This window comes from Marinobacter sp. MIT930201, assembly GCF_047122665.1.
In the GTDB taxonomy this organism is placed as follows: domain Bacteria; phylum Pseudomonadota; class Gammaproteobacteria; order Pseudomonadales; family Oleiphilaceae; genus Marinobacter; species Marinobacter salarius.
Genome location: NZ_CP138916.1, coordinates 1,624,748 through 1,644,223, shown reverse-complemented (window position 1 = coordinate 1,644,223; position 19,476 = coordinate 1,624,748). Strand labels below are relative to the sequence as shown.

20 protein-coding genes are annotated in these 19,476 nt (G+C 58.4%); 6 read left to right on the top strand and 14 right to left on the bottom strand.

Annotated features, from left to right (window positions below):
• The first annotated feature begins 38 nt into the window (after positions 1-38).
• Positions 39-2,195, top strand: coding sequence for an EAL domain-containing protein (locus tag SIC19_RS07680; RefSeq protein ID WP_178380778.1), 2,157 nt, complete (start codon positions 39-41; stop codon positions 2,193-2,195).
• Between the two features lie 27 nt (positions 2,196-2,222).
• Here SIC19_RS07680 and SIC19_RS07675 read toward each other — a convergent pair whose 3' ends face one another.
• Positions 2,223-3,908 (bottom strand): SulP family inorganic anion transporter, encoded by a 1,686-nt coding sequence (locus SIC19_RS07675; protein ID WP_041336686.1) that lies wholly within the window; start codon positions 3,906-3,908, stop codon positions 2,223-2,225.
• A gap of 218 nt (positions 3,909-4,126) precedes the next feature.
• Between SIC19_RS07675 and SIC19_RS07670 the strand changes: the two genes are divergently transcribed.
• Positions 4,127-4,666: a cytochrome b gene (locus tag SIC19_RS07670; protein WP_036202834.1), complete on the top strand. Its 540-nt coding sequence runs from the start codon at positions 4,127-4,129 to the stop codon at positions 4,664-4,666.
• A gap of 43 nt (positions 4,667-4,709) precedes the next feature.
• Here SIC19_RS07670 and SIC19_RS07665 read toward each other — a convergent pair whose 3' ends face one another.
• The 9 genes from SIC19_RS07665 to SIC19_RS07625 form a co-directional block, all read right to left on the bottom strand.
• The gene (locus SIC19_RS07665) at positions 4,710-4,964 is read right to left on the bottom strand and encodes a sulfurtransferase TusA family protein (RefSeq protein WP_051946750.1); all 255 of its coding nucleotides are present in this window, start codon (positions 4,962-4,964) and stop codon (positions 4,710-4,712) included.
• Complete coding sequence (locus SIC19_RS07660; RefSeq protein ID WP_036202841.1) at positions 4,957-5,082, bottom strand: hypothetical protein; 126 nt, start codon at positions 5,080-5,082, stop codon at positions 4,957-4,959. The genes SIC19_RS07665 and SIC19_RS07660 overlap by 8 nt, the downstream gene beginning before the upstream one ends.
• Positions 5,079-6,251 (bottom strand): formate dehydrogenase subunit gamma, encoded by a 1,173-nt coding sequence (locus tag SIC19_RS07655; RefSeq protein WP_075195325.1) that lies wholly within the window; start codon positions 6,249-6,251, stop codon positions 5,079-5,081. Before SIC19_RS07655 ends, SIC19_RS07660 begins: the two co-directional genes overlap by 4 nt.
• A gap of 85 nt (positions 6,252-6,336) precedes the next feature.
• On the bottom strand, positions 6,337-6,945 hold the full coding sequence (gene fdh3B, locus SIC19_RS07650; RefSeq protein ID WP_007153241.1) for a formate dehydrogenase FDH3 subunit beta: 609 nt from the start codon (positions 6,943-6,945) through the stop codon (positions 6,337-6,339).
• Between the two features lie 15 nt (positions 6,946-6,960).
• Positions 6,961-9,846: a formate dehydrogenase subunit alpha gene (locus tag SIC19_RS07645; protein ID WP_075195324.1), complete on the bottom strand. Its 2,886-nt coding sequence runs from the start codon at positions 9,844-9,846 to the stop codon at positions 6,961-6,963.
• A gap of 86 nt (positions 9,847-9,932) precedes the next feature.
• Positions 9,933-10,121, bottom strand: coding sequence for a twin-arginine translocation signal domain-containing protein (locus tag SIC19_RS07640; RefSeq protein ID WP_075195323.1), 189 nt, complete (start codon positions 10,119-10,121; stop codon positions 9,933-9,935).
• A 41-nt stretch (positions 10,122-10,162) separates the two neighbouring features.
• Positions 10,163-10,774, bottom strand: coding sequence for a molecular chaperone (locus tag SIC19_RS07635; RefSeq protein ID WP_036202853.1), 612 nt, complete (start codon positions 10,772-10,774; stop codon positions 10,163-10,165).
• 107 nt (positions 10,775-10,881) lie between these two features.
• Positions 10,882-11,514 carry a DUF3306 domain-containing protein gene (locus SIC19_RS07630; protein ID WP_075195322.1) on the bottom strand — a complete coding sequence of 211 codons (633 nt, stop codon included), beginning with the start codon at positions 11,512-11,514 and terminating at the stop codon, positions 10,882-10,884.
• Complete coding sequence (locus SIC19_RS07625) at positions 11,514-12,092, bottom strand: DUF3305 domain-containing protein (RefSeq protein ID WP_075195321.1); 579 nt, start codon at positions 12,090-12,092, stop codon at positions 11,514-11,516. Before SIC19_RS07625 ends, SIC19_RS07630 begins: the two co-directional genes overlap by 1 nt.
• A 149-nt stretch (positions 12,093-12,241) precedes the next feature.
• On the opposite strand from SIC19_RS07625, the gene SIC19_RS07620 reads away from it, so the two are divergent.
• The 4 genes from SIC19_RS07620 to SIC19_RS07605 are packed head-to-tail and all read left to right on the top strand — an operon-like array spanning position 12,242 to position 16,260.
• Positions 12,242-14,221: a 4Fe-4S binding protein gene (locus SIC19_RS07620; protein ID WP_075195320.1), complete on the top strand. Its 1,980-nt coding sequence runs from the start codon at positions 12,242-12,244 to the stop codon at positions 14,219-14,221.
• 19 nt (positions 14,222-14,240) lie between these two features.
• Positions 14,241-15,086 carry an Mrp/NBP35 family ATP-binding protein gene (locus tag SIC19_RS07615; RefSeq protein ID WP_075195319.1) on the top strand — a complete coding sequence of 282 codons (846 nt, stop codon included), beginning with the start codon at positions 14,241-14,243 and terminating at the stop codon, positions 15,084-15,086.
• Positions 15,087-15,127: 41 nt separating this feature from the next.
• The gene (locus SIC19_RS07610; protein ID WP_252971548.1) at positions 15,128-15,787 is read left to right on the top strand and encodes a biotin/lipoate--protein ligase family protein; all 660 of its coding nucleotides are present in this window, start codon (positions 15,128-15,130) and stop codon (positions 15,785-15,787) included.
• On the top strand, positions 15,784-16,260 hold the full coding sequence (locus SIC19_RS07605; RefSeq protein WP_075195317.1) for a DUF6505 family protein: 477 nt from the start codon (positions 15,784-15,786) through the stop codon (positions 16,258-16,260). The genes SIC19_RS07610 and SIC19_RS07605 overlap by 4 nt, the downstream gene beginning before the upstream one ends.
• On the opposite strand, the gene SIC19_RS07600 is transcribed toward SIC19_RS07605, so the two are convergent.
• The 4 genes from SIC19_RS07600 to SIC19_RS07585 are packed head-to-tail and all read right to left on the bottom strand — an operon-like array spanning position 16,261 to position 19,469.
• Entirely contained in the window at positions 16,261-17,523 is a 1,263-nt protein-coding gene (locus SIC19_RS07600; RefSeq protein WP_075195316.1) for a molybdopterin-binding protein, read from the bottom strand.
• Positions 17,520-18,023, bottom strand: coding sequence for a molybdopterin-guanine dinucleotide biosynthesis protein B (gene mobB / locus SIC19_RS07595; protein ID WP_075195315.1), 504 nt, complete (start codon positions 18,021-18,023; stop codon positions 17,520-17,522). Before mobB ends, SIC19_RS07600 begins: the two co-directional genes overlap by 4 nt.
• On the bottom strand, positions 18,020-18,607 hold the full coding sequence (gene mobA / locus SIC19_RS07590) for a molybdenum cofactor guanylyltransferase MobA (RefSeq protein ID WP_036202872.1): 588 nt from the start codon (positions 18,605-18,607) through the stop codon (positions 18,020-18,022). Before mobA ends, mobB begins: the two co-directional genes overlap by 4 nt.
• Positions 18,600-19,469 carry a formate dehydrogenase accessory sulfurtransferase FdhD gene (locus tag SIC19_RS07585; protein WP_075195314.1) on the bottom strand — a complete coding sequence of 290 codons (870 nt, stop codon included), beginning with the start codon at positions 19,467-19,469 and terminating at the stop codon, positions 18,600-18,602. The genes mobA and SIC19_RS07585 overlap by 8 nt, the downstream gene beginning before the upstream one ends.
• Positions 19,470-19,476 lie beyond the last annotated feature (7 nt).

Genomic DNA, 19,476 nt, shown 5'->3' with positions numbered 1-19,476 from the left:
TGGACCGAGACGACTCGATAGGAACGCGCCTCTTTCAGGTGAAACCCAAGATCATGGTCGTGGATGACGAACCCACCAATATACGCGTGTTGTCGGATGCACTGAAAAACGATCATGACATTATCGTGGCCACCAGTGCGAAACAGGCGTTGGGGCTTCTCGATAGGGGAGAACGTCCTCATTTATTGCTACTGGATATCATGATGCCAGACATGGATGGTCTGGAAATGTGTCGACGGCTGAAGATGCGTCAGGAACTTCAGCACATTCCGGTTATCTTCATCACGGCGCTCATTGACACAGACAGTGAGGAAAAGGGATTTGAGGTGGGGGCTGTGGATTTTATTCGTAAGCCAATCAGCATCCCCTCCGTGCGGGCAAGAGTGCGCACGCACATTTCCCTGAAAGGCATGCTCGATCATATGGTCGAGCTCAATCAAACGTTAAACGAAAGATTGCATCAGTCGGACCAGTTGAACTGGCGCTTGATGCAGGAGCAGAAACGGGGCCGTGCCGCTGACTCAACGAACCTCTATGAGCAGGCCTTCATGTCGACCTCGGAAGGTATCGCGGTGCTTGATCACGAGGGCAAAATCACCGCAGTGAACCCCTCCTACAGCCGCATTACCGGTTACTCCGAAGACGAAGCGTTAGGTCGTTATCATGACGTTCTTGATGTGCGCGTGGATAAGCGCCATAACAGCACCAGTATCCTGGACTATCTGGGGGTACATAATCACTGGTCGGGGGAGATCTACAACCGCAGAAGGAATGGCGAGGTTTATCCGGAGCTGAGAACGATCAGCACCATAAGGGCCGAGGACGGCCAGGTGACCCACTACGTGACGGTCTTCAACGATATCACCAACCTGAAAGAAACCGAGCAGCGATTGGAAGAGCTGACCTGGCGTGACCCCGTTACCGGGTTCCCCAACCGGGCGCTTTTCCTGGACCAGCTGAGTACCGTGCTGAAGTTGTGTCATCACGGTGGCATGGCCACTGCGGTGATCGTTGTTGATATCAACAACTTCCGATATGTAAACGAGACCTTTGGTTTCGACTGCGGTGATATTGTCATTCAGACATTTGCCGAGAGGCTCAGGAATGCCTGCCATGAAGACGACTCCATCGCTCGTCTGTCGGGCGATGAGTTTGGAATCGTGCTGGCACCAAAGCAGTGGACGTTGGATGAAGCCTATCGGATAGCCCTGCAGGTGTTCGAGCGTATTCAGGAGTCTCTACGGGAACCCGTGCCTTATCGCTCGGAAGGGGTGTTGACGATAGAGGCAACCGGTGGCATTGCGCTGTACCCAACAGAAAGCTCCGACATGCCTTCCCTGGCTTTACGCCATGCCGAAACGGCGCACCGAAATGCCAAGGACTCGAACCGGGCTGTTGCGGTGTTTGAAGATTCCATGAGCGAGAATATCCGGCGGCAGATGGCGGTGGAGTCGGAACTGGCCCGAGCGATTACCGAGAACGAAATTGCAATGTATGCTCAATCTCAGCATAGCCCGGACCGGAAACTGGCGGGCATCGAACTTCTGGTTCGCTGGGATCATCCGGAAAGAGGGTTGTTGGGGCCCGGCGAATTTATTCCTTTTGCCGAGCGAACCCGGCAGATTGTCGCCCTGGAGCGCCATATCGTTCGCGTGTGCCTGGGAATGTTGGCTCAGATGAGAGCAGATTCGCGAAAGCTCCGCTGCTCAATCAATATTTCCGCCAAGCACATGGCGGAAGAGGATTTTGCTGAGGCGATCCTCGGTTTGGTTGCAGACTCGGGTTACCCGCCCGCGCTGATTACGTTCGAGCTGACGGAAAGCGTGATGGTGAAAGATGTGGACGCCGTTGTCGAAAAGATGGAGAAGATACGGAACCTCGGCTGCACGTTCTCGCTGGACGATTTCGGAACAGGTTATTCCTCGCTTTCCCAATTGCGCCGATTGCCCATATCGGAAATCAAGATTGACCGGTCGTTTGTGCTTTCGGCGTTGAACGATTCCACGTCCGCCGATATCGTCGATATGGTGAAACGTATAGGTGAATCCATGAATGTTCGAGTTGTGGCGGAGGGAGTGGAAACGCAAGAACATGCTGATTTCCTGAAAACCCACCATCCGGGGGTGTATTTACAGGGGTACTTCTTTGGGCGCCCGGCACCGTTATGGACCTTTTTCGTCGAGAAGTCGCACTGAACGCTGCGTCTGAGATGGCCCCGGCTTCTACGTCAATGCCTCAATCGCTTTCGCGTCGGTCGCGAAAATATTCTCCTCTTTGATCAGTTGGGCCAGCCCTGTCCTTGAAAGGGCCTCCCTCAACGGAAGTTTTGGGCCGGACAGGTAGAGGGTAATGCCTCTTGCATCCAGAAAGGACCAGATGTCCTGCAGGGTATCCAGGCCAGTAGAGTCGACCTGATTCAGGGAGGATGCAGAAATCAGCACGGTTCTCAAATCCGGGGCGGCATCCACTCGCTTGCGGATGGAGCGCTCCAGAACCGGTGCCGTCAGGTAAGTGAGTGAGGCGTCCATACGCACCCCGAGAACCCCCTCGGCAATGGGCGGCAGTTGGTAAAGATGTCGGTCACGAAACCCACCTGACTCATGAACCCCCAGCTCAATGATTCGCGGCACGGCATGATGATGAAGGAAGGCGAGCAAAGACGCCGCTATGCCCGCCAGAATTCCCCAGTACAGGTTTGGCACGGTGACCAGTGTCACCACCAGGGTGACGAGAGCTACCATGCCATCCTTGGGGTTTTCACGGCTCAATCGGGTAAGCGAGCGGACATCAATCAGCCGGGTGACGGGCACGATGATGATGGCGGCGAGGATCGCGGTCGGCAGGTGATACAGGAGCTCGGTAAACCCGAAAAGAGAGATCAGCACGAGCAGTGAGGCGATCAGGGACGCCCTCGCGGTCTTCGCTCCACTGTAGGCGTTCAGCGCCGTGCGGGAGAACGAACCGCTGACAGGAAAGGCACCGCTGAAGCCGCTGGCCATTTTGGCCAGACCCTGACCGATTAACTCCTGATTCCGGTCCCACGGTTCTCCTGTTATTCGCGACATGGTGCGGCAACTGGACATCGCTTCGGTAAAGCTGATCAGTGCAATGATCGCAGCGGGCAGCAGAAGCGCCAGGTGCTGGTCAACGGAGAGTGTCAGAGGCAATGAAGGCTGGGGAAGTCCGCTTCCGACCGGACCGATGACCGAGCCGCCAAGCTCTCCAAATCCCAGCAGATAACTGCCGGCGATGCCAATCAGTGTAACGACCATCACCGCAGGCAGGCGCGCGGTCAATTTTCCGAGTAGCAGCAACGCTGCCACGCCACCGAGGCCGAACCCGGCGGTTGCGACCAGCCGCCAGGGGGCGTGTTGCCATTCCTGCCAGAGAGTGGATAGCCAGTTTCCGCCGGCGCCTGTATCGAAGCCCAGTAGGGCAGGGATCTGTGAAACGATAATGATGACGGCAGCCGCATTCACGAATCCCTGAACGACAGCGTTCGAGATCAGGTTGGCAAGAATGCCCATGCGGAACGCGCCCATAAGAAACTGCATGAGCCCGGAATAGAGGGCGAGCCATATGGCCATCACCACCCATTCCGGGGACCCCGCTTCGGCCAACGGTTGCAGCGCCGCGAAGGTCAGCAGGCTGGTTAATGCCACAGGCCCGACCGCAAGCAGTGACGATGAACCGAACAATGCCCCAACAATGCCCGGCAGCAGTGCCGCGTAGAGACCGGTAACGGGCGGCATCCCCGCGAGTTGGGCGTATGCCAGGGCCTGGGGGATCAGTACCAACCCGACCGTGATGCCGGCAATGGCGTCCGCCCGGTTCTGCCGTCTCGTGGGTCTGGCCCATGTCAGGAAGGGGAAGAGCCTGACGATCAGTTTACTTGAGGATGCCCGCATAACAATTCCAATTGGCAACGTGTCGGTGTAACGCACGTATCCGGTCCGGCTCTCCATTTAAGGGGCTTTGATAACCGTATAGCACATTACCAGCATCGGGATAGAGAAAGTAGAATTCGACTCAATGATCTATGCTGTCATTAGGCTGCATGGCACCGCCTCTGGCCTCTGCTGGCCTCTGGAGAGTGCACGAATAAATTCGCTGATGGAGAAGGCGTATGCAACAGATCCAGAAATACCCCGCGGGCTGGCGGGTACTGCATTGGGTAATGGCGCTGATGGTCCTGACGTTGATACCCGTCGGGCTCTGGATGGCGTCGCGTGCGGAAGCTGATATCTGGGGGGCGCTGACGAATACCTTGTACAGTGGGCACAAAGCCATAGGTTTTACCGTGCTCCTACTGATGATCCTGCGGATCGTCGTCAAGATACGGGTAAAAAGCCCACCCTATCCCGAGAGCATGCCCCGCACATTGCAGATTGCAGCCAAGAGCATGCACCACCTGATCTACGTCATGTTGGTGGTTACGCCTTTGTTTGGCTGGGCCGGTGTGACGGCGTATCCGGCTTTGGGCATCGTGGGCGATGTCAGACTGCCCGCCATGCCTTTTGTGCCGGAGGACAAGGAATTGGCTGGGAGCCTGTTTGCGATACATGGGTGGCTCGCCATAACGTTGGGGGTGCTGGTCGCAGGCCATATCGCGGCGGCCTTTCGTCATATGCTCCGTGGGGATGGTATTTTCCGCCGGATGGTTTGAGTTGGCATGCGAGGACCGCAGCCGGCCTGTTCCGGTGCGATCGCTAAGCCAGGCAGATGCGGTACCGAAGCACCCCGGCATCCTCCTCACGGACCCATTCAATCCGGTGCCCGGTCAGCTCGCACAGCACCTGTAAATCCCGACGACCGCTGGGATCATCGGCCAGGAAGTCAACCTGCGTGCCGCTGGGAAGGCCCTGGGTGCGCTTCTTAAAACGCAGAACGGGCAGTGGGCATACCAAACCGATGGCATCGATCTGGTAAACCTCTGTTTCATGCATCTGGGACTGTTCAGTCAAGCCGCACATTCTCACTGCTGGTTTGCGTGGCGGAGGACCACCCGAACTGGTCAAGAACGGGCGGGGCGGCAAAGGCAATCACCAGCGCCGCGACAAACGCTGAAATCATGACTTTCACGATGACCCTCCTTTACCCTGTTTGGCTTCAACCTCGGCCACCCACAGATCGTGGTGCTGGCGCGCCCACTCCACATCAACCTGGCCGTTACCCATGGCATCGAAGGCGCCTTCCATGCCAACCGAGCCAATATAAATGTGGGCAATGATGGCCAGCATCATCACGAATGCGACAATCGAGTGCCAGAGGTTGGCGTATTGCATCTCTTCGTGGGGCGCCAGATCGGTCGGGAAGCTGGTACCCAGAACACTGTTCATGATGCCGAAGGTATCGGCAAACATGGGGATCTGAAACGGGAACAGCAGCGACAGCCCGGAAAGGGACACTGAGACGCCCAGCACCATCACGGTCCAGAAAATGATCTTCTGGCCGGCGTTGAATTTCTTCGCGGACGGATGGCTCTTGGTAAAGATACCGCCGCCGGCCTTGAGCCATTGCCAGTCCAGCTTGTTGGGAATGTTGTGGGCCACCCACATGACAAACGTCATCACCAGCCCCAGCATGAACGCCCATGCAACGTTATTGTGGACCCACTTGGAGCCGGCAGCCAGGGTGGCAAAGGCGTCGGCCCCCATGACCGGGATCAGGAAGCTTCGCCCCATCAGGGTGACCAGCCCGGTCAGGCCCAGGGCGATAAACGAGCCTGCCAGCAGCCAATGGCCGAACCGCTCGACGGCTTTGAACCGTTCAATTGTAGTGCCCGCAGGGCCGCCTTCGATTTTGATCCTGCCGCGAATGAGATAGAACACCACCAGCAATGCGATGAAGCCCAGAATGGCACCGCCGCCGTAGGTGATGACCGGCCCTTCACGCAACTGGTACCAGCGCATGCCGCCGTCCTGGATCAGAACATCGGCCGCCGGGTTGCGAACCTGGGTTTCAATGTCGATGTTGTCGTAGCGAATGCCGCGCCAGGCATCAGCATCGGAACGCCCGCCACGGGTGCCCAGTGGCTCGTTGATCGGTGCCGCGTTGGCGGGATTACCTGTTTCTTTGGAACGGGATTCCCCGTCAGCTTTCAGTCTTTCCTGCCGGGCCATGATGTCTTCGAGGGTTTGGCCGCCCCCGGTAGACATCTGGTCAGACTCGGGAACGTCCTGCGCCCACACAGGGTTGAAGACCAATGTCGCCAGCACAAAAACGGCGGCACCGAATAGTTTACAGTTCATGAAAGCACTCCAGCGGAATGAACAAAAAGAATCCGTTGCCTTAACGAATGCCGGGGCCCCAGGGCCCCGGAAACATCCAATGGGCTTACGCGCCCTTCTTCTCGTAGGCTGTGCCCCATCCCCAGGCGCCTGAACCAAAACCACGGTTCACCACACGCTGGCGGTAGATGTCCGCTACCTCGTTGCCGTCACCGGCCAACAAGGCTTTGGTGGAGCACATTTCCGCACAGATCGGCAGCTTGCCCTCCGCAATACGGTTGCGCCCGTACTTGGAGAACTCCGCTGTGGAGTTGTCTTCTTCCGGACCGCCCGCACAGAACGTGCATTTGTCCATCTTGCCACGGCTGCCAAAGTTGCCCGCTTGCGGGAACTGAGGGGCGCCGAATGGGCAAGCGTAGAAACAATACCCACAACCAATGCACAGATCCTTGGAGTGCAAAACCACACCGTCTTCGGTCTGGTAGAAGCAATCCACGGGGCAGACGGCCATACAGGGCGCGTCTGAACAGTGCATGCAGGCTACCGAGATCGAACGCTCACCGGGCTTGCCATCTTCAATGGTCACCACGCGTCGACGGTTGATGCCCCAGGGGACTTCATGCTCATTCTTGCAGGCCGTTACGCAGGCATTACACTCGATGCAGCGTTCGGCATCGCAAAGGAATTTCGCTCTTGCTTGTCCTTCAATGGCCATGATCTACACCTCTTGTTATGCCGGCATAATCGAACACAGGGTGCACTTGGTCTCTTGCATCTGTGTGACCGAGTCATACCCGTATGTTTGAACTGTGTTGGTGGATTCACCCAATACGTAGGGGTCGGAGCCTTTCGGATACTTGTCCCTCAGATCCTTGCCCTCCAGGTGTCCGCCGAAGTGGAACGGCATGAAGGCTACGCCCTCGCCGACCCGTTCGGTCACCATGGCCTTGACTTTGATGCGTGCGCCTTCCGGGCCAGACACCCAGACATCCTTACCGTCACGAATGTTCATGTTGTTCGCATCACGCGGATTCACTTCAATGAACATGTCTTGCTGCAATTCCGCCAGCCACGGGTTGGACCGGGTCTCGTCACCACCACCTTCATACTCAACCAGTCGGCCTGAGGTCAGAATGATGGGGAAGTCCTTGCTGAAGTCCTTCTTCTGGATGGACTCGTACAGGGTCGGGACACGCCAGAAGGTTTTGTCCTCGTAGGTCGGATAGTCCTCCACCAGGTCTCGGCGGTTGGTATAGAGGGGTTCGCGATGAAGCGGCACGGGGTCCGGGAAGTTCCAGACGATGGCGCGGGCCTTGGCGTTACCAAAGGGCGCGCACTCGTGTTTGATCGCAACACGCTGGATGCCGCCAGACAGGTCGGTTTTCCAGTTGGTTTCGGGGCCGGCAACGGCATCAATGCTGGCCCGCTCTTCGGCCGTCAGGTCGCCATCCCAGCCCAGGTCCATCAGCATCTGCATGGTGAATTCCGGATACCCGTCCTTGATCTCGGAGTTTTTCGAGTAAACGCCGTCCGCCAGCAGGTTTTCGCCGTTGCGTTCAACGCCAAAGCGGGCACGGAAGGTAAGGCCACCTTTGGACACCGGCAAAGACATGTCATAGAGCACGTGTGTGCCCGGATGGTTCATTTCCGGTGTGCCCCAGGATGGCCATGGCAGGCCGTAGATATCACCATCGCAGGGGCCACCCACCGCACGCAGTGTGGTCTTGTCGAAGTGGTGCTGGTTGGCCATGTGCTTTTTCAGCCGCTCTGGCGACTGACCGGTGTAGCCGATGGTCCACATGCCACGGTTGAATTCACGGGTGATGTCCTCGACGACCGGTTCATTGCCTTCAATGGCGATATTGCGGAACATGCGATCGGTGAAACCGAACTTGTCCGCAAACAGCTTCATGATTTCGTGGTCGACCTTGGAGTCGAACAGCGGCTCAACGACCTTTTCACGCCACTGGAGCGATCGGTTGGAAGCGGTGACCGAGCCCGATGTCTCGAACTGTGTGGTCGCCGGCAACAGGTAAGCGCCCTCCTTACGGTCGTGCAGCACTGCAGACACGGTGGGGAAGGGGTCCACCACGACCAGCAGGTCGAGTTTCTCCATGGCTTCCTTCATTTCCAGCATCCGGGTCTGGGAGTTCGGCGCGTGGCCCCACAGCACCATAGCCCGGGTGTTGTCGGGCTGCTCCAGGTTTTCCTTGGCTTCCAGAACGCCGTCAATCCAGCGCGATACGGGTATGCCTTTCTCGTTCATCATGGCTCTGGATTTCCCGTCCTTGTCCCACACGGCAAAACGCCCCTTGAGCCAATCCAGGTCCTCTTCCCAGACGCGGGCCCAATGAGCCCAGGAGCCAGCGGCCAGCCCATAGTAGCCGGGCAGGGTATCGGCCAATACACCCAGGTCAGTGGCGCCCTGAACGTTGTCGTGGCCACGGAAGATGTTGGTGCCGCCGCCAGCAGCGCCCATGTTGCCCAGTGCCAGTTGCAGCACACAGTAGGCGCGGGTGTTGTTGTTGCCGTTGGTGTGCTGGGTACCACCCATGCACCAGATGACCGTGCCAGGGCGGTTATTCGCCAGGGTACGAGCGACGCGCTCAAGCTGTGCTCCAGGCACACCGGTTACACGCTCGACTTCCTCAGGGTTCCATTTCTTTACTTCCTGCCGGATGTCGTCCATGCCGTACACGCGGGTGCGGATGAACTCCTTGTCTTCCCAGCTGTTCTCAAAGATGTGCCACAACAGGCCCCAGACCAGCGCGACGTCTGAGCCCGGACGAAACCGTACATACTCGTCCGCGTGCGCGGCGGTGCGGGTGAAGCGAGGGTCGCAGACAATCAGCGGCGCGTTGTTCTCTTCCTTGGCTTTGAGAAGATGCAGCAGCGACACCGGGTGCGCTTCCGCAGGGTTACCACCGATCAGGAAGATCGCTTTCGAGTTGTGGATATCGTTGTACGAATTGGTCATCGCACCGTAGCCCCAGGTGTTGGCTACGCCGGCAACCGTGGTCGAATGGCAGATCCGGGCCTGGTGATCAACGTTGTTGGTACCCCAGTAGGCAGCGAATTTGCGGAAAAGGTAGGATTGCTCATTGTTGAACTTTGCGCTTCCCAGCCAGTAGACTGAATCTGGACCGCTTTCCTCCCGGATCTGTAGCATCTTGTCGCCGATCTCGTTGATCGCTTCGTCCCAGGAGATTTTCTGCCACTGTCCGCCGACCATTTTCATCGGGTACTTGAGACGGCGTTCGCCGTGAGCGTGTTCACGTACTGAGGCGCCTTTTGCACAGTGCGCACCCAGGTTGAAGGGGCTGTCCCAACCAGGCTCCTGCCCGATCCAGGTGCCATTCTGGACTTCAGCCTCGACCGTGCAGCCAACCGAGCAGTGGGTACACACGGACTTTTTGCGAACAATTTTCCCACCTTCCGTCGATGGGGTAGCGGCCTCAACGCGGCCGGATGTTAGTGACAGAGCTGCCAGACCACCCACTGTGACACCGGAGGCGGCCAGGAAACCACGGCGATCCATGGTTTTGGCAGCGAGGGATGAAAGTAAAGAACCAGCACGGGGGCCTTTCGCTACCCCGTTGGTTTTCTTTCTTAACATGTCAATTACCTCTCTCTTTTTATTCTCGTTTTACGGAGGTGTGGCCATTCAAGAGCCTTTCGCAACCTTGAATGACACACGCTTCCTTAAAAGCGAGCCGATTCGAAGTACTTACGTGTGTGTTCAGTGTCACGCAGACCGCTGCTTTTCGGGGCTTCTTTCACCACCTCGGCTGCGGCGTTGGGGGAGACTGCCAGCGCAACAGCCGCAGGCGCTGCAGCTGCTGCCACCTTCAAGAAACGGCGGCGGCTGTTTTCACGTTTCGGGTTGTCCATTGGACACCTCCACCTGAGTTAAGGGACCAGGCAGGTCCCAGTTATTGAATGGCAAAAGCATCAGCCTCAACGGCCATGAAAGCCCGGCCCAGCGAGCCCACAGGCGCGTAGAAAACCGCGCTTTGCGCTTCTTCCAGATCGGTAAAGAACAGTGCCGCCCACTTCGCCAGGTGTGCGTCGAAAAAGGCTTTTTGAGAAGGCTGGTCACTGTCACACAGGAACTCGCCCGCAATAATGCCGGCCATGATTTCGCACAGCGTGCCCATGTGATCTTCCGGTTCTTTAACGTTGTCTCTTGCCTTGATGCCCCTGGCCATCAGGTCGCTGCGCAGATCCGCAAGGGGCTTCTCGTTGAGAAAGCCGGTCAGGTAATAACTGGTGTAGGGCAGTAACTCCCCACGACCAATGCCAACGAAAAGGTTGTTGAACTCCCGCTCGGCATCCTTGGGCGTGGTGCGTTGGGCAAGGGCAGCGAGGTTTCTGGAGGCGGTTCCTATCGGAGTGTCGTCGCCCTTTAAGGTCGCCAGTCCCCGCAGCAACTCACTTGAAGGTGGGCCGCCCAGCAAGACACCCAGCAACTGATACATTTGGGCACGGGCTCGATCTTCGTCGCTGATCGAGCGAGGGCACTGAACTTCTGCAGTGTTGGCCAAGACGTCTCTCTCTTCTTGTCTCTTGTTTATTGTTGTCTAATTTTTAATCACCGATCTACTGTATATAGCTCCGATTTGTGTCGGGCGCAACTACAGTTGCTAACGAGTCACGAATCGCCAAAACGCATTCGTGGGCGGTAGCGCGGTGTCGATTCTTCCCCGGTTTTGGTGACCACTGGTAGGGTATGACCAGCAGTATCTGACGGAACTTCTTCGAAGTCGGACTCGGATTCCTCGATGGCTTCTGCAGGTTCCGGAGGCGCCATCGTTACCGCAGTTTCGGCCTGCTCCGTGTGCTCTGTGATGGAGTCCCCGCGTTCTTTATCAGCCTGCTCCCCCGCCTTTTTAGTTCGGTCGATCAGTCCTTGTCCCACCTTGTAGAGGGTCTTTACGGCCCCGGTCGCGCTAGCCGCGCTGGTGAAATCCTCATCGTAGTCATTGAGCCCGTCCAGCACGGCAAGTACGGGGTTGGATTTCCAAAGTGATCGCAGGGCCCTGCGGCGTAGCAGCTCGGGGATTTCTTTGCGCATGAACCCGGTAATATCGGTACCCAGCTCAATGGCATCAGGATCTGGTAAGCCGTACTTCTCCAATACATCGTGCTCGGGCAAGGTCTGATTGATGGCGAGTTCCTGTTCTTCCGGTGACGGCTCGGACTCGACCGAGGGCGCCGCCGGCTCAGTTTTATTACCGGTTTCTGCTTTCTTGCGCGACCAACGTTGCAGGCGTGACTCAGCCATCACTGAATCCTCGGTTTTTTGATGTTGGCGGGTGCGCGAAAGACGTCGCTCTCCTGCCGGATACGCGGATCGCCTTTGGCGTCTTCGATGCCATCGACTTGGACACTGTCACGACGCCGTTTCTTGAAGGGCTCTTCGATGTAGTGCATATCGACAAACTCTTTGATCCAGGCCGCCAGAGACTCGGGAATGGGCACAGGCTCGACGATACTTTCGCCACTGTCCTGTGCATCCAATGCCTCATGGGCACTGGCGGTAATGGAACTGACGGCCCACCCTGAGGGAGAGCGACCGGTCTGGTCCTTATCCATGACAATCCAGACGGAGGGAACGGCCATGTTCAGGGATACAAGGTAGCCCTCCACGTCGGCGCGAAAGAGCTCCATGGTCACCGTGCCTGCGTGGTAATCCACGTCATCGCCTTCACGGATCAGTTCTTTCCAGAACGCCTCGGGGGCGCCCGGTATGACCGCCACCGGCTTCCAGATATACCGCGCCCACTGGGTTATGCCAGGGGACTGGCGAACGACGGCACCGACTTGTAACGCGCGTTTCCAATGATCTGTGCGACTGCTCATGGCTGCTCTCTTTTGTTATTCCTTCAAGCTAGCAGGAGGTCAAAAAATATCCAACTTTCCAATTGTCCAAAAACAAACGGCTGTGGCATGCTCGAAGAGCTATAGTGTTTCGTATACGTATAACAACAATGAAAAGAGTCGAGTTCCTGATGACGGCACACAAGACCTTACTGCTATGCAGCTGCGATAAAACACAGTCCTTTGATCCTGAGGCGCTGCGCAAGGCCGCAGCCGCTGAACAGGTAATCGCGGTGGATCAATTGTGCGGCCACGACATGAAGATGGCCGCTGAGCACCTGGGTGGTGATGCAGACGTACTCATCGCCTGTGGCCAGCAGGCTGCCCTGTTTGAGCGTCTGGGCGAGGATGTGCAAGCTGAAATCGGGCACTCCGCGCCGCTGGGCACCATCGACATCCGGGACCGGGCTGGTTGGGGGAGCGCGAGTGCAAACCCCAAACGTCAGCATGCCAAGCAAGCGGCCCTGGTTGCCGCGGCCCAGCTGCCAGCTCCGATTGCGCCTGCGAAAACGATCCGCTCCAGCGGGGTGTGCTGTATCGTTGGCCCCACCGAACAGGCCGTAAGAATGGCCGAGCTGGTACAGGACGAGCTGGGGGTTACCTGTATCGTCAACGATGCCGGCCCCATACAGCTTCCCTCTGCCGCCTACGACGTGGCCAGGGGCCGACTGACGTCAGCCTATGGCGCACTGGGCAATTTCAGAATGGAGTTTGCCCAGTTGCAAACCCTGAATCCCGCCGGCCGTGGTGCACTGGGTTATGGCGAGGTGCAGGCCACCGCTAGTAGCGAATGTGATGTGTTTATCGACCTCCGTGGTGGCGCTCCGGCCTTTCCCAGCCATCAGAAGCGCAACGGTTATTTCTGGGCCGACCCCGCCAAAACCGGGGAATTGGAGCGCATTGCCCTGACAGCCCGGGAGCGGGTTGGTGAGTTCGAGAAAACCGTCTACTTCAGGTTGGAAGAGTCCCTGTGCGCCCACTCCCGGGCCAACAAAACCGGCTGTACCCGCTGCCTGGATGTCTGCCCTACCGAGGCCATTTTTTCGTTCGGTGACCACGTGCAGATTGATTCGGATATCTGTGCCGGTTGTGGCTCCTGCGCGGCTGTTTGCCCGACCTCAGCCATCACCATGAACGAAAGCCCGTTCGAAGCCCTGACCAAAGCCGTGGACGTGATGGCCAGGGTGTATCGTGAACATACCGAAGAATCCCCTCGCCTGGTGTTCCATACCCTGGACGCCGGTGGTGAGGCCATGGCGCACCTGGCACGGTACGGCGATGGGCTGGCGGACGACCTGATTCCGATGGGGCTTGAGCATATCGATCGTATCGGCCATGCCGAGATCCTGGCCGCACTGGGCGCCGGCTATGCGGAAGTCCTGCTGCTGGCGGACAACGAGACTGACCGCCAGGCCGTTGCCGCGGAAGTGGAACTGGCTCAGGCCATGGTGAGCGGTGCCCACCATTCGCCCACCCGGATCCGGGTGGTTGCGACTGACGAGCTCAGTGCAGAAGGGGACAATGCGGGCCGCGTCAGTGAGCCCGTGTTACTGGTTGGCGGCCGCCGTGACATCACACGGGTTACCGTCAGTGCGATGGCGGACGGTGTTGAAGCGCCGATCCCCCTGCCACAGGGCGCGCCCTATGGTGCTATCGAAATCGATTCCGATAAATGCACGCTCTGTCTGGCCTGCGTGTCTCTGTGTCCGACTGGCGCCCTTGGCGACCATCCGGACCGGCCGGAGGTTCAGTTCACGGAAAATGCCTGTGTTCAGTGTGGCGTCTGCGACAGCACCTGCCCCGAGACAGCCATTAACCTGAAGCCGCAACTGGATCTGTCCAAGGGGGCGCTAAGCGCCCGGGCACTGCACGGCGAGGAGCCTTTCGAATGCATCAAGTGTGGAAAGCCCTTCGGTGTTGCCAGCACCATCAACCGGATCGTTGAAAAACTGGAGAATCAGCACTGGATGTACAAAAACGCCGATAACGTCCAGCTTATAAAGATGTGTGACGACTGTCGGGTGAAATCTCAGTTCCACGGGGAAAACGCGCCTCTGGCAGGAGGAGAGCGCCCAAGGGTTCGCACCAGAGACGACTACCTGGACAGCTAGAATAAAAACAGGACGCGACATGGTTGAATACACCGAAGTAGGAAAACCGAACCTGATTGGTACCGACGCTCCCCGGCCTCAGGACAAGAACCCGAAAGGCGTTGACCGCATCATTGCCATCGCCTCCGGCAAAGGGGGAGTCGGAAAGTCGACCGTGGCCTCCAACCTGGCGGTTGCACTGGCTTCGAAAGGTCTGAAAGTGGGCCTGTTGGATGCCGACGTGTACGGTCCCAGCCAGCCCCGAATGATGGGTGTTTCAGGTCGGCCGTCCAGCCCTGACGGAAATACCATACTGCCGCTGCGCAATCACGGGGTGACCCTGATGTCCCTGGGCCTGATGGCCTCTGATGATGAAGCCATTGTCTGGCGTGGGCCCATGTTGATGGGCGCCCTGCAACAGATGATGAACCAGGTGGACTGGGGCCGGCTGGATGTCTTGCTGGTGGACTTACCCCCGGGCACCGGTGATGTCCAGATGACCCTGAGCCAGAAATTCTTTGTCGCAGGGGCGGTTGTGGTCTCAACCCCCCAGGACATCGCGTTAATGGACGCGCGCAAAGGCATCGATATGTTCAAACGGATGGATGTGCCCCTGTTCGGCCTGATTGAAAACATGGCCTCTTTTATCTGCGATGGTTGCGGCAAAGAGCACCATCCGTTTGGGCACGGCGGTGCCAGGGCGGAGGCTGAAAAATTGGGCTCGCCATTCCTGGGCGAGATTCCGCTGGATCTGGACATCCGCGTTGGTTCGGATGGCGGTGTCCCGATTGTGGTATCGAAGCCGGATAGCCCTCAGTCGAGGGCTTTTCAGCGCATCGCCGATGAACTGATCGCCTCCGAAGTGTACGCCGAGGCCATGCGATGAGCGTGTCGCCGAGCTTACCACCGCTGTTTACAGGCGAACGGGTGCCAAACCAGACGGATCCGTTTGATAAGGCCGTCAGCCGTGCCATTGCCGGAGTTGATTCCGGCACGATCTTCTATTCCGACGCGGTGGACGTTTTGCGCGCGGCCCTGGTGCTGGCGCCGGAAACCTCATTGGAAGAGGCTGTCCAGGTGGTCTACGTGGCCCAGATAGGCCTGGCTGAAAGTCTGGGCGCGCTGGCCCCGCCCGAAGTGCCGGTGTTCTTCCAATGGCCCGATCGTATCAAGGTCAATGGCGCGGTGTGCGGCGGTGTCCGTTTTGCTGCGGATGTGTCAGATCCCAGCGCTCATCCAAACTGGCTGGTGGTCGGCATCGATGTGCCTTTTTTGCCGGTGGGCGGCGAGCCGGGCGAGACGCCGAACCAGACCTGTCTGCACGAGGAAGGCTGTGTTGAGATCACGCCCATGGCGCTTCTGGAAAGCTGGTCCAAGCACACATTGTTGTGGCTGACTTACTTCATGGACAGTGGCTTTGAGCGTATACACAATGAGTGGCGGCCACGCTGTGACACCCTGGGCAAAATGATCGACCTGCCAAAGCCCGGGCTCTTTGTGGGCCTGGATGAAAAGGGCCGAATGCTGTTGCGCCAGGATGTCATGACCGAAACAGTGAGTTTGATCGAATTTGCGGAGCACGTATGAAACTGGCCCGAACCCTGCGACTGGATGTATCCGATGACAATGTATTTGACCTGCCGGCTCCCAGCGGTGAATGGGCGATATCCGGCGGGTTTGAGTTTTCCAACTGGATCGAAGCAGACCTGAAGGGAAAGGCCCGGCAGGCCTTCAGCAACGGTTGGTACAGCATCGAGTCAGGCGGTCGTGCCAGTTTTGTGGGCGTGTGCGATATCACCGAAGCGGAGTTGGAACATTTACGCCAGACCTTGGCGCAGACGTTTGTTGAGTGTTACGGCGCTCCGGATATCGATGCGGCCTATCCGGTCGCCTGTGAGGAAATCGACCAGATGCGCAGCATGTGTGAGGACTTCGAGGACAACACGCTGTTGATGGTCAGCCGCACGCTCACCGAACTGGGTGTTGAGGAAACCTACCGCTCCCGGGGCCCGCAGGATGCATCGCTGGAGGCCTTTGCCGTACATGGCAGCGTTGACTGATTACAGTCCGAAACTGCCATAGGGAATAAACCGCACCAGGGTGCCCGGTTCTATCTGCTGGGCGCTTTCGTCCAGCTCCACCAAACCCTCGGACCAGGCCAGGCCGGTTACACGTCCAGAGCCCTCAGAGCCAAATACCTCAACCTGCCCATCCCGAACGCGGGCCCGCAACATCTCGCTGCGCCCCGGTTTCTTATTCTTGGAAAAGCCAGCGGGCACGAGATAACCCTGGGGTTCGAACCAGTTCCCTCCTGCCAGCAACGCCATCGCCGGCGCGCCAAAACGCAGTGCGCAGACCCAGGCGGCGACCGGGTTTCCCGGCAAACCCACCACGGGCGTTCCCAGAAACATGGCCAGCGCCAGCGGGCGGCCCGGTTTGATCGCAATGCGCCAGTTACTGATGTCACCGTGTGCTTTCAGCATTTTCGATACGTGATCCTCGTCGCCGGCAGACACGCCGCCGCTGGTGAGGATCAGGTCGCATTGTTCCGAGCCTCGCTCCAGCGCCGCTTTGACTTCTTCGGCCCGGTCGAGCACATGACCAAGGTCCACCAGCTCATAGCCCAGTTGTGCCACCAGGGCATTCAGCATTGGCCGGTTGGCGTCATAGATCTGCCAGTCGGTGACGGCTGAGCCGACGGGCTTTACTTCATCCCCCGTGGATAAAACGCCGACGCGCAGGCGGTGATAGACGTCGACCGATTCGATGCCTACGCTGGCAAGTACTGAAATCTGGGTTGGCGTCAGGCGGGTGCCTGCCGTGAGGATTCGATCCTGTGCCTTGATGTCCTCGCCGGCTTTGCGCGCGTTGGCGCCGGCTTTTAACGTGCCGTTCAACTGCAGTTGGCCATCTCGGACTTCGCAGTCTTCCTCGAGGACCACGGTATCCGTGCCGGCCGGAATCACCGCGCCGGTCAGAATCCGGATGGCGTGGCCCGCAGGCACGTTCCCCATATACGGTTCACCGGCGGCGCTGCGGCCATCAATCAGGGGCAGGCTGCAGGGCACGTCTGTCAAAGGTCCTGCGAAGGCATAGCCATCGACTGCGGAATTGTTGCTTGGGGGATGAGCGCGAGGCGCATGGACGTCGCTTGCCAGGATTCGCCCATTGATCTGCGACAGCGAAACGGCGTGTTCCACCTCCACTACCGGATGTAGGCGTGAGCGCAGCCGCTCCAGTGCCTCTTCCACCGGCGTCCAGTTCACCCCGGGGGGCAGGGCGAAACAATCGTTACGAAGTGGAGTCGTTGTTTTCCTGTTCATGATGTCCCTGGGCTCAGAATAAAGTCAGCGATGGCGGGTACATTGTTTACATCGAAAACGGGGCCCGGAAAATCCGCAGCGTAGTCCGCTACATAGTCCGCCACCAGGGCAATGATACTGTCGTCCTCCGGGTAGAGGGGCGCACGGGTGCTTTCCTGCCTGTGCACTTCAATCTTGGGATGCAGGTGGGTTTTAAAGCCCTCGACCACCACCCAGTCGCAGGGGCCCAGCCGCGCCAGCAATTCATCCAGCGTTGGCTCTTCAGCGCCGCGCAGTTCGTGCATGATGGCAAAGCGTCGCCCGCCCGCCAGGATAACCTCGCGAGCGCCGGCATCGCGGTGCTTGTAGCTGTCGGTACCGGGTTGGTCGACATCCACCCCGTGATGGGCGTGCTTGATCGAGTTAACCGTTAACCCCCTGCTGGACAGCTCGCGAATCAAGGCTGCTGCCAGCGTGGTTTTTCCGCTGTTCTTCCAGCCCACAATGCCGATGACATTCACTTCAGGTGCTTCTCCGCCCAGGCCAGGTCTTCCGGTGTGTTGATGTTGAAAAAGTCGTCCTCGCCGAACACCACCAGGGTTTCACCCTGGGCTTGTGTCCACTGGCGGATCTTGCGCACGCCGTCGTTCAGGGCGGCTCGAAGATCATCCCGCAACGCGACCCGCCAGCGGCCAAACGTTGGCTGGGGCAGGCGACCACGTTCCGGATCCGGTGTCGCTGCGAGCACCACGGGCGTGTCATGCCCGGCCAACCGTGCAGCGAGGTCCCGGGGGAACGAGGGGGTGTCCGCAGCGACGCTGATCAGCCATTCATGCCCTTGTTCGGCCGCCCAATCCATGCCCGCCAGAACACCTGCCAGCGGGCCTGGAAAATCAGCGATTGAATCAGCCACCACTGGCAGACCCAGATCATCAAACCGACTCAGATCGCCGTTGGCGTTCAACACCACGGCGTCCACCTGCGGTGTGATCCGGTCGATGACCCGCTGGATCAACGACTGATCACCCAGCATCAATCGTCCCTTGTCGCCGCCGCCCATCCGGTTGGCCTGGCCGCCCGCCAGAATGACCGCGCAATCAGTCATGCTCGGCCCCCTTTCGACGGTGCTTTTTGTCCTCGTCAGGAACCTGTGACAAGTCCTGATCGAACACCAGGCGGTGTTGCCCACTGAGGCACGTGAACTTTTTACCGCGCATCCGACCGATCAGGGTCAATCCGACCTGCCGGGCAATATCGACGCCCCAGGCGGTAAAGCCCGACCGGCTGATCAGGGTCGGGATTCCCATCAGGGACGTTTTGATGACCATTTCGGAGGTCAGGCGGCCCGTGGTGTAGAGGACTTTGTCGGCGGCGGTGATGCCGTTCAGGTACATCCATCCTGCGATCTTGTCCACCGCGTTGTGGCGCCCGACATCCTCCATGTACGCCAGAATCTGGCGATCCTGACACAGAACCGTGCCGTGAATGGCGCCGGTTTCCATGTACAGGCTGGGGGTGTGGTTGATCTGGTAGGAAAGATCGTAGAACGTGCTGGTGTGCACCGGCGTGTCTGGTAGCGACAGGCCTTCAAGCCCCGCCATCATGTCACCGAACACCGTACCCACGGCGCAGCCGGACGTCCGGGTTTTCTTTTCCAGTTTGTCTTCGACATCGGTAACACCTGCGGTACGCACCACGGCGACTTCCAGCTCTTCGTCGAAGTCAATTCCGGTGACCTGATCGGTTTCCTTCAGCATACCCTGATTCAGGAGAAAACCGAGGGCCAGATACTCCGGGTGATCGCCAATGGTCATGGCGGTGACGATCTCCTGGCTGTTCAGATAGATCGTCAGGGGGCGCTCCTCGATCACGCTGATGGACTTTGATTGACAGTTTTCATCAACGCCCTCGACGGCGCGGGACAAACGAGGGTCTTTGGGATCGGGCAGTATCGGATTAATCGTCATTGTTGTT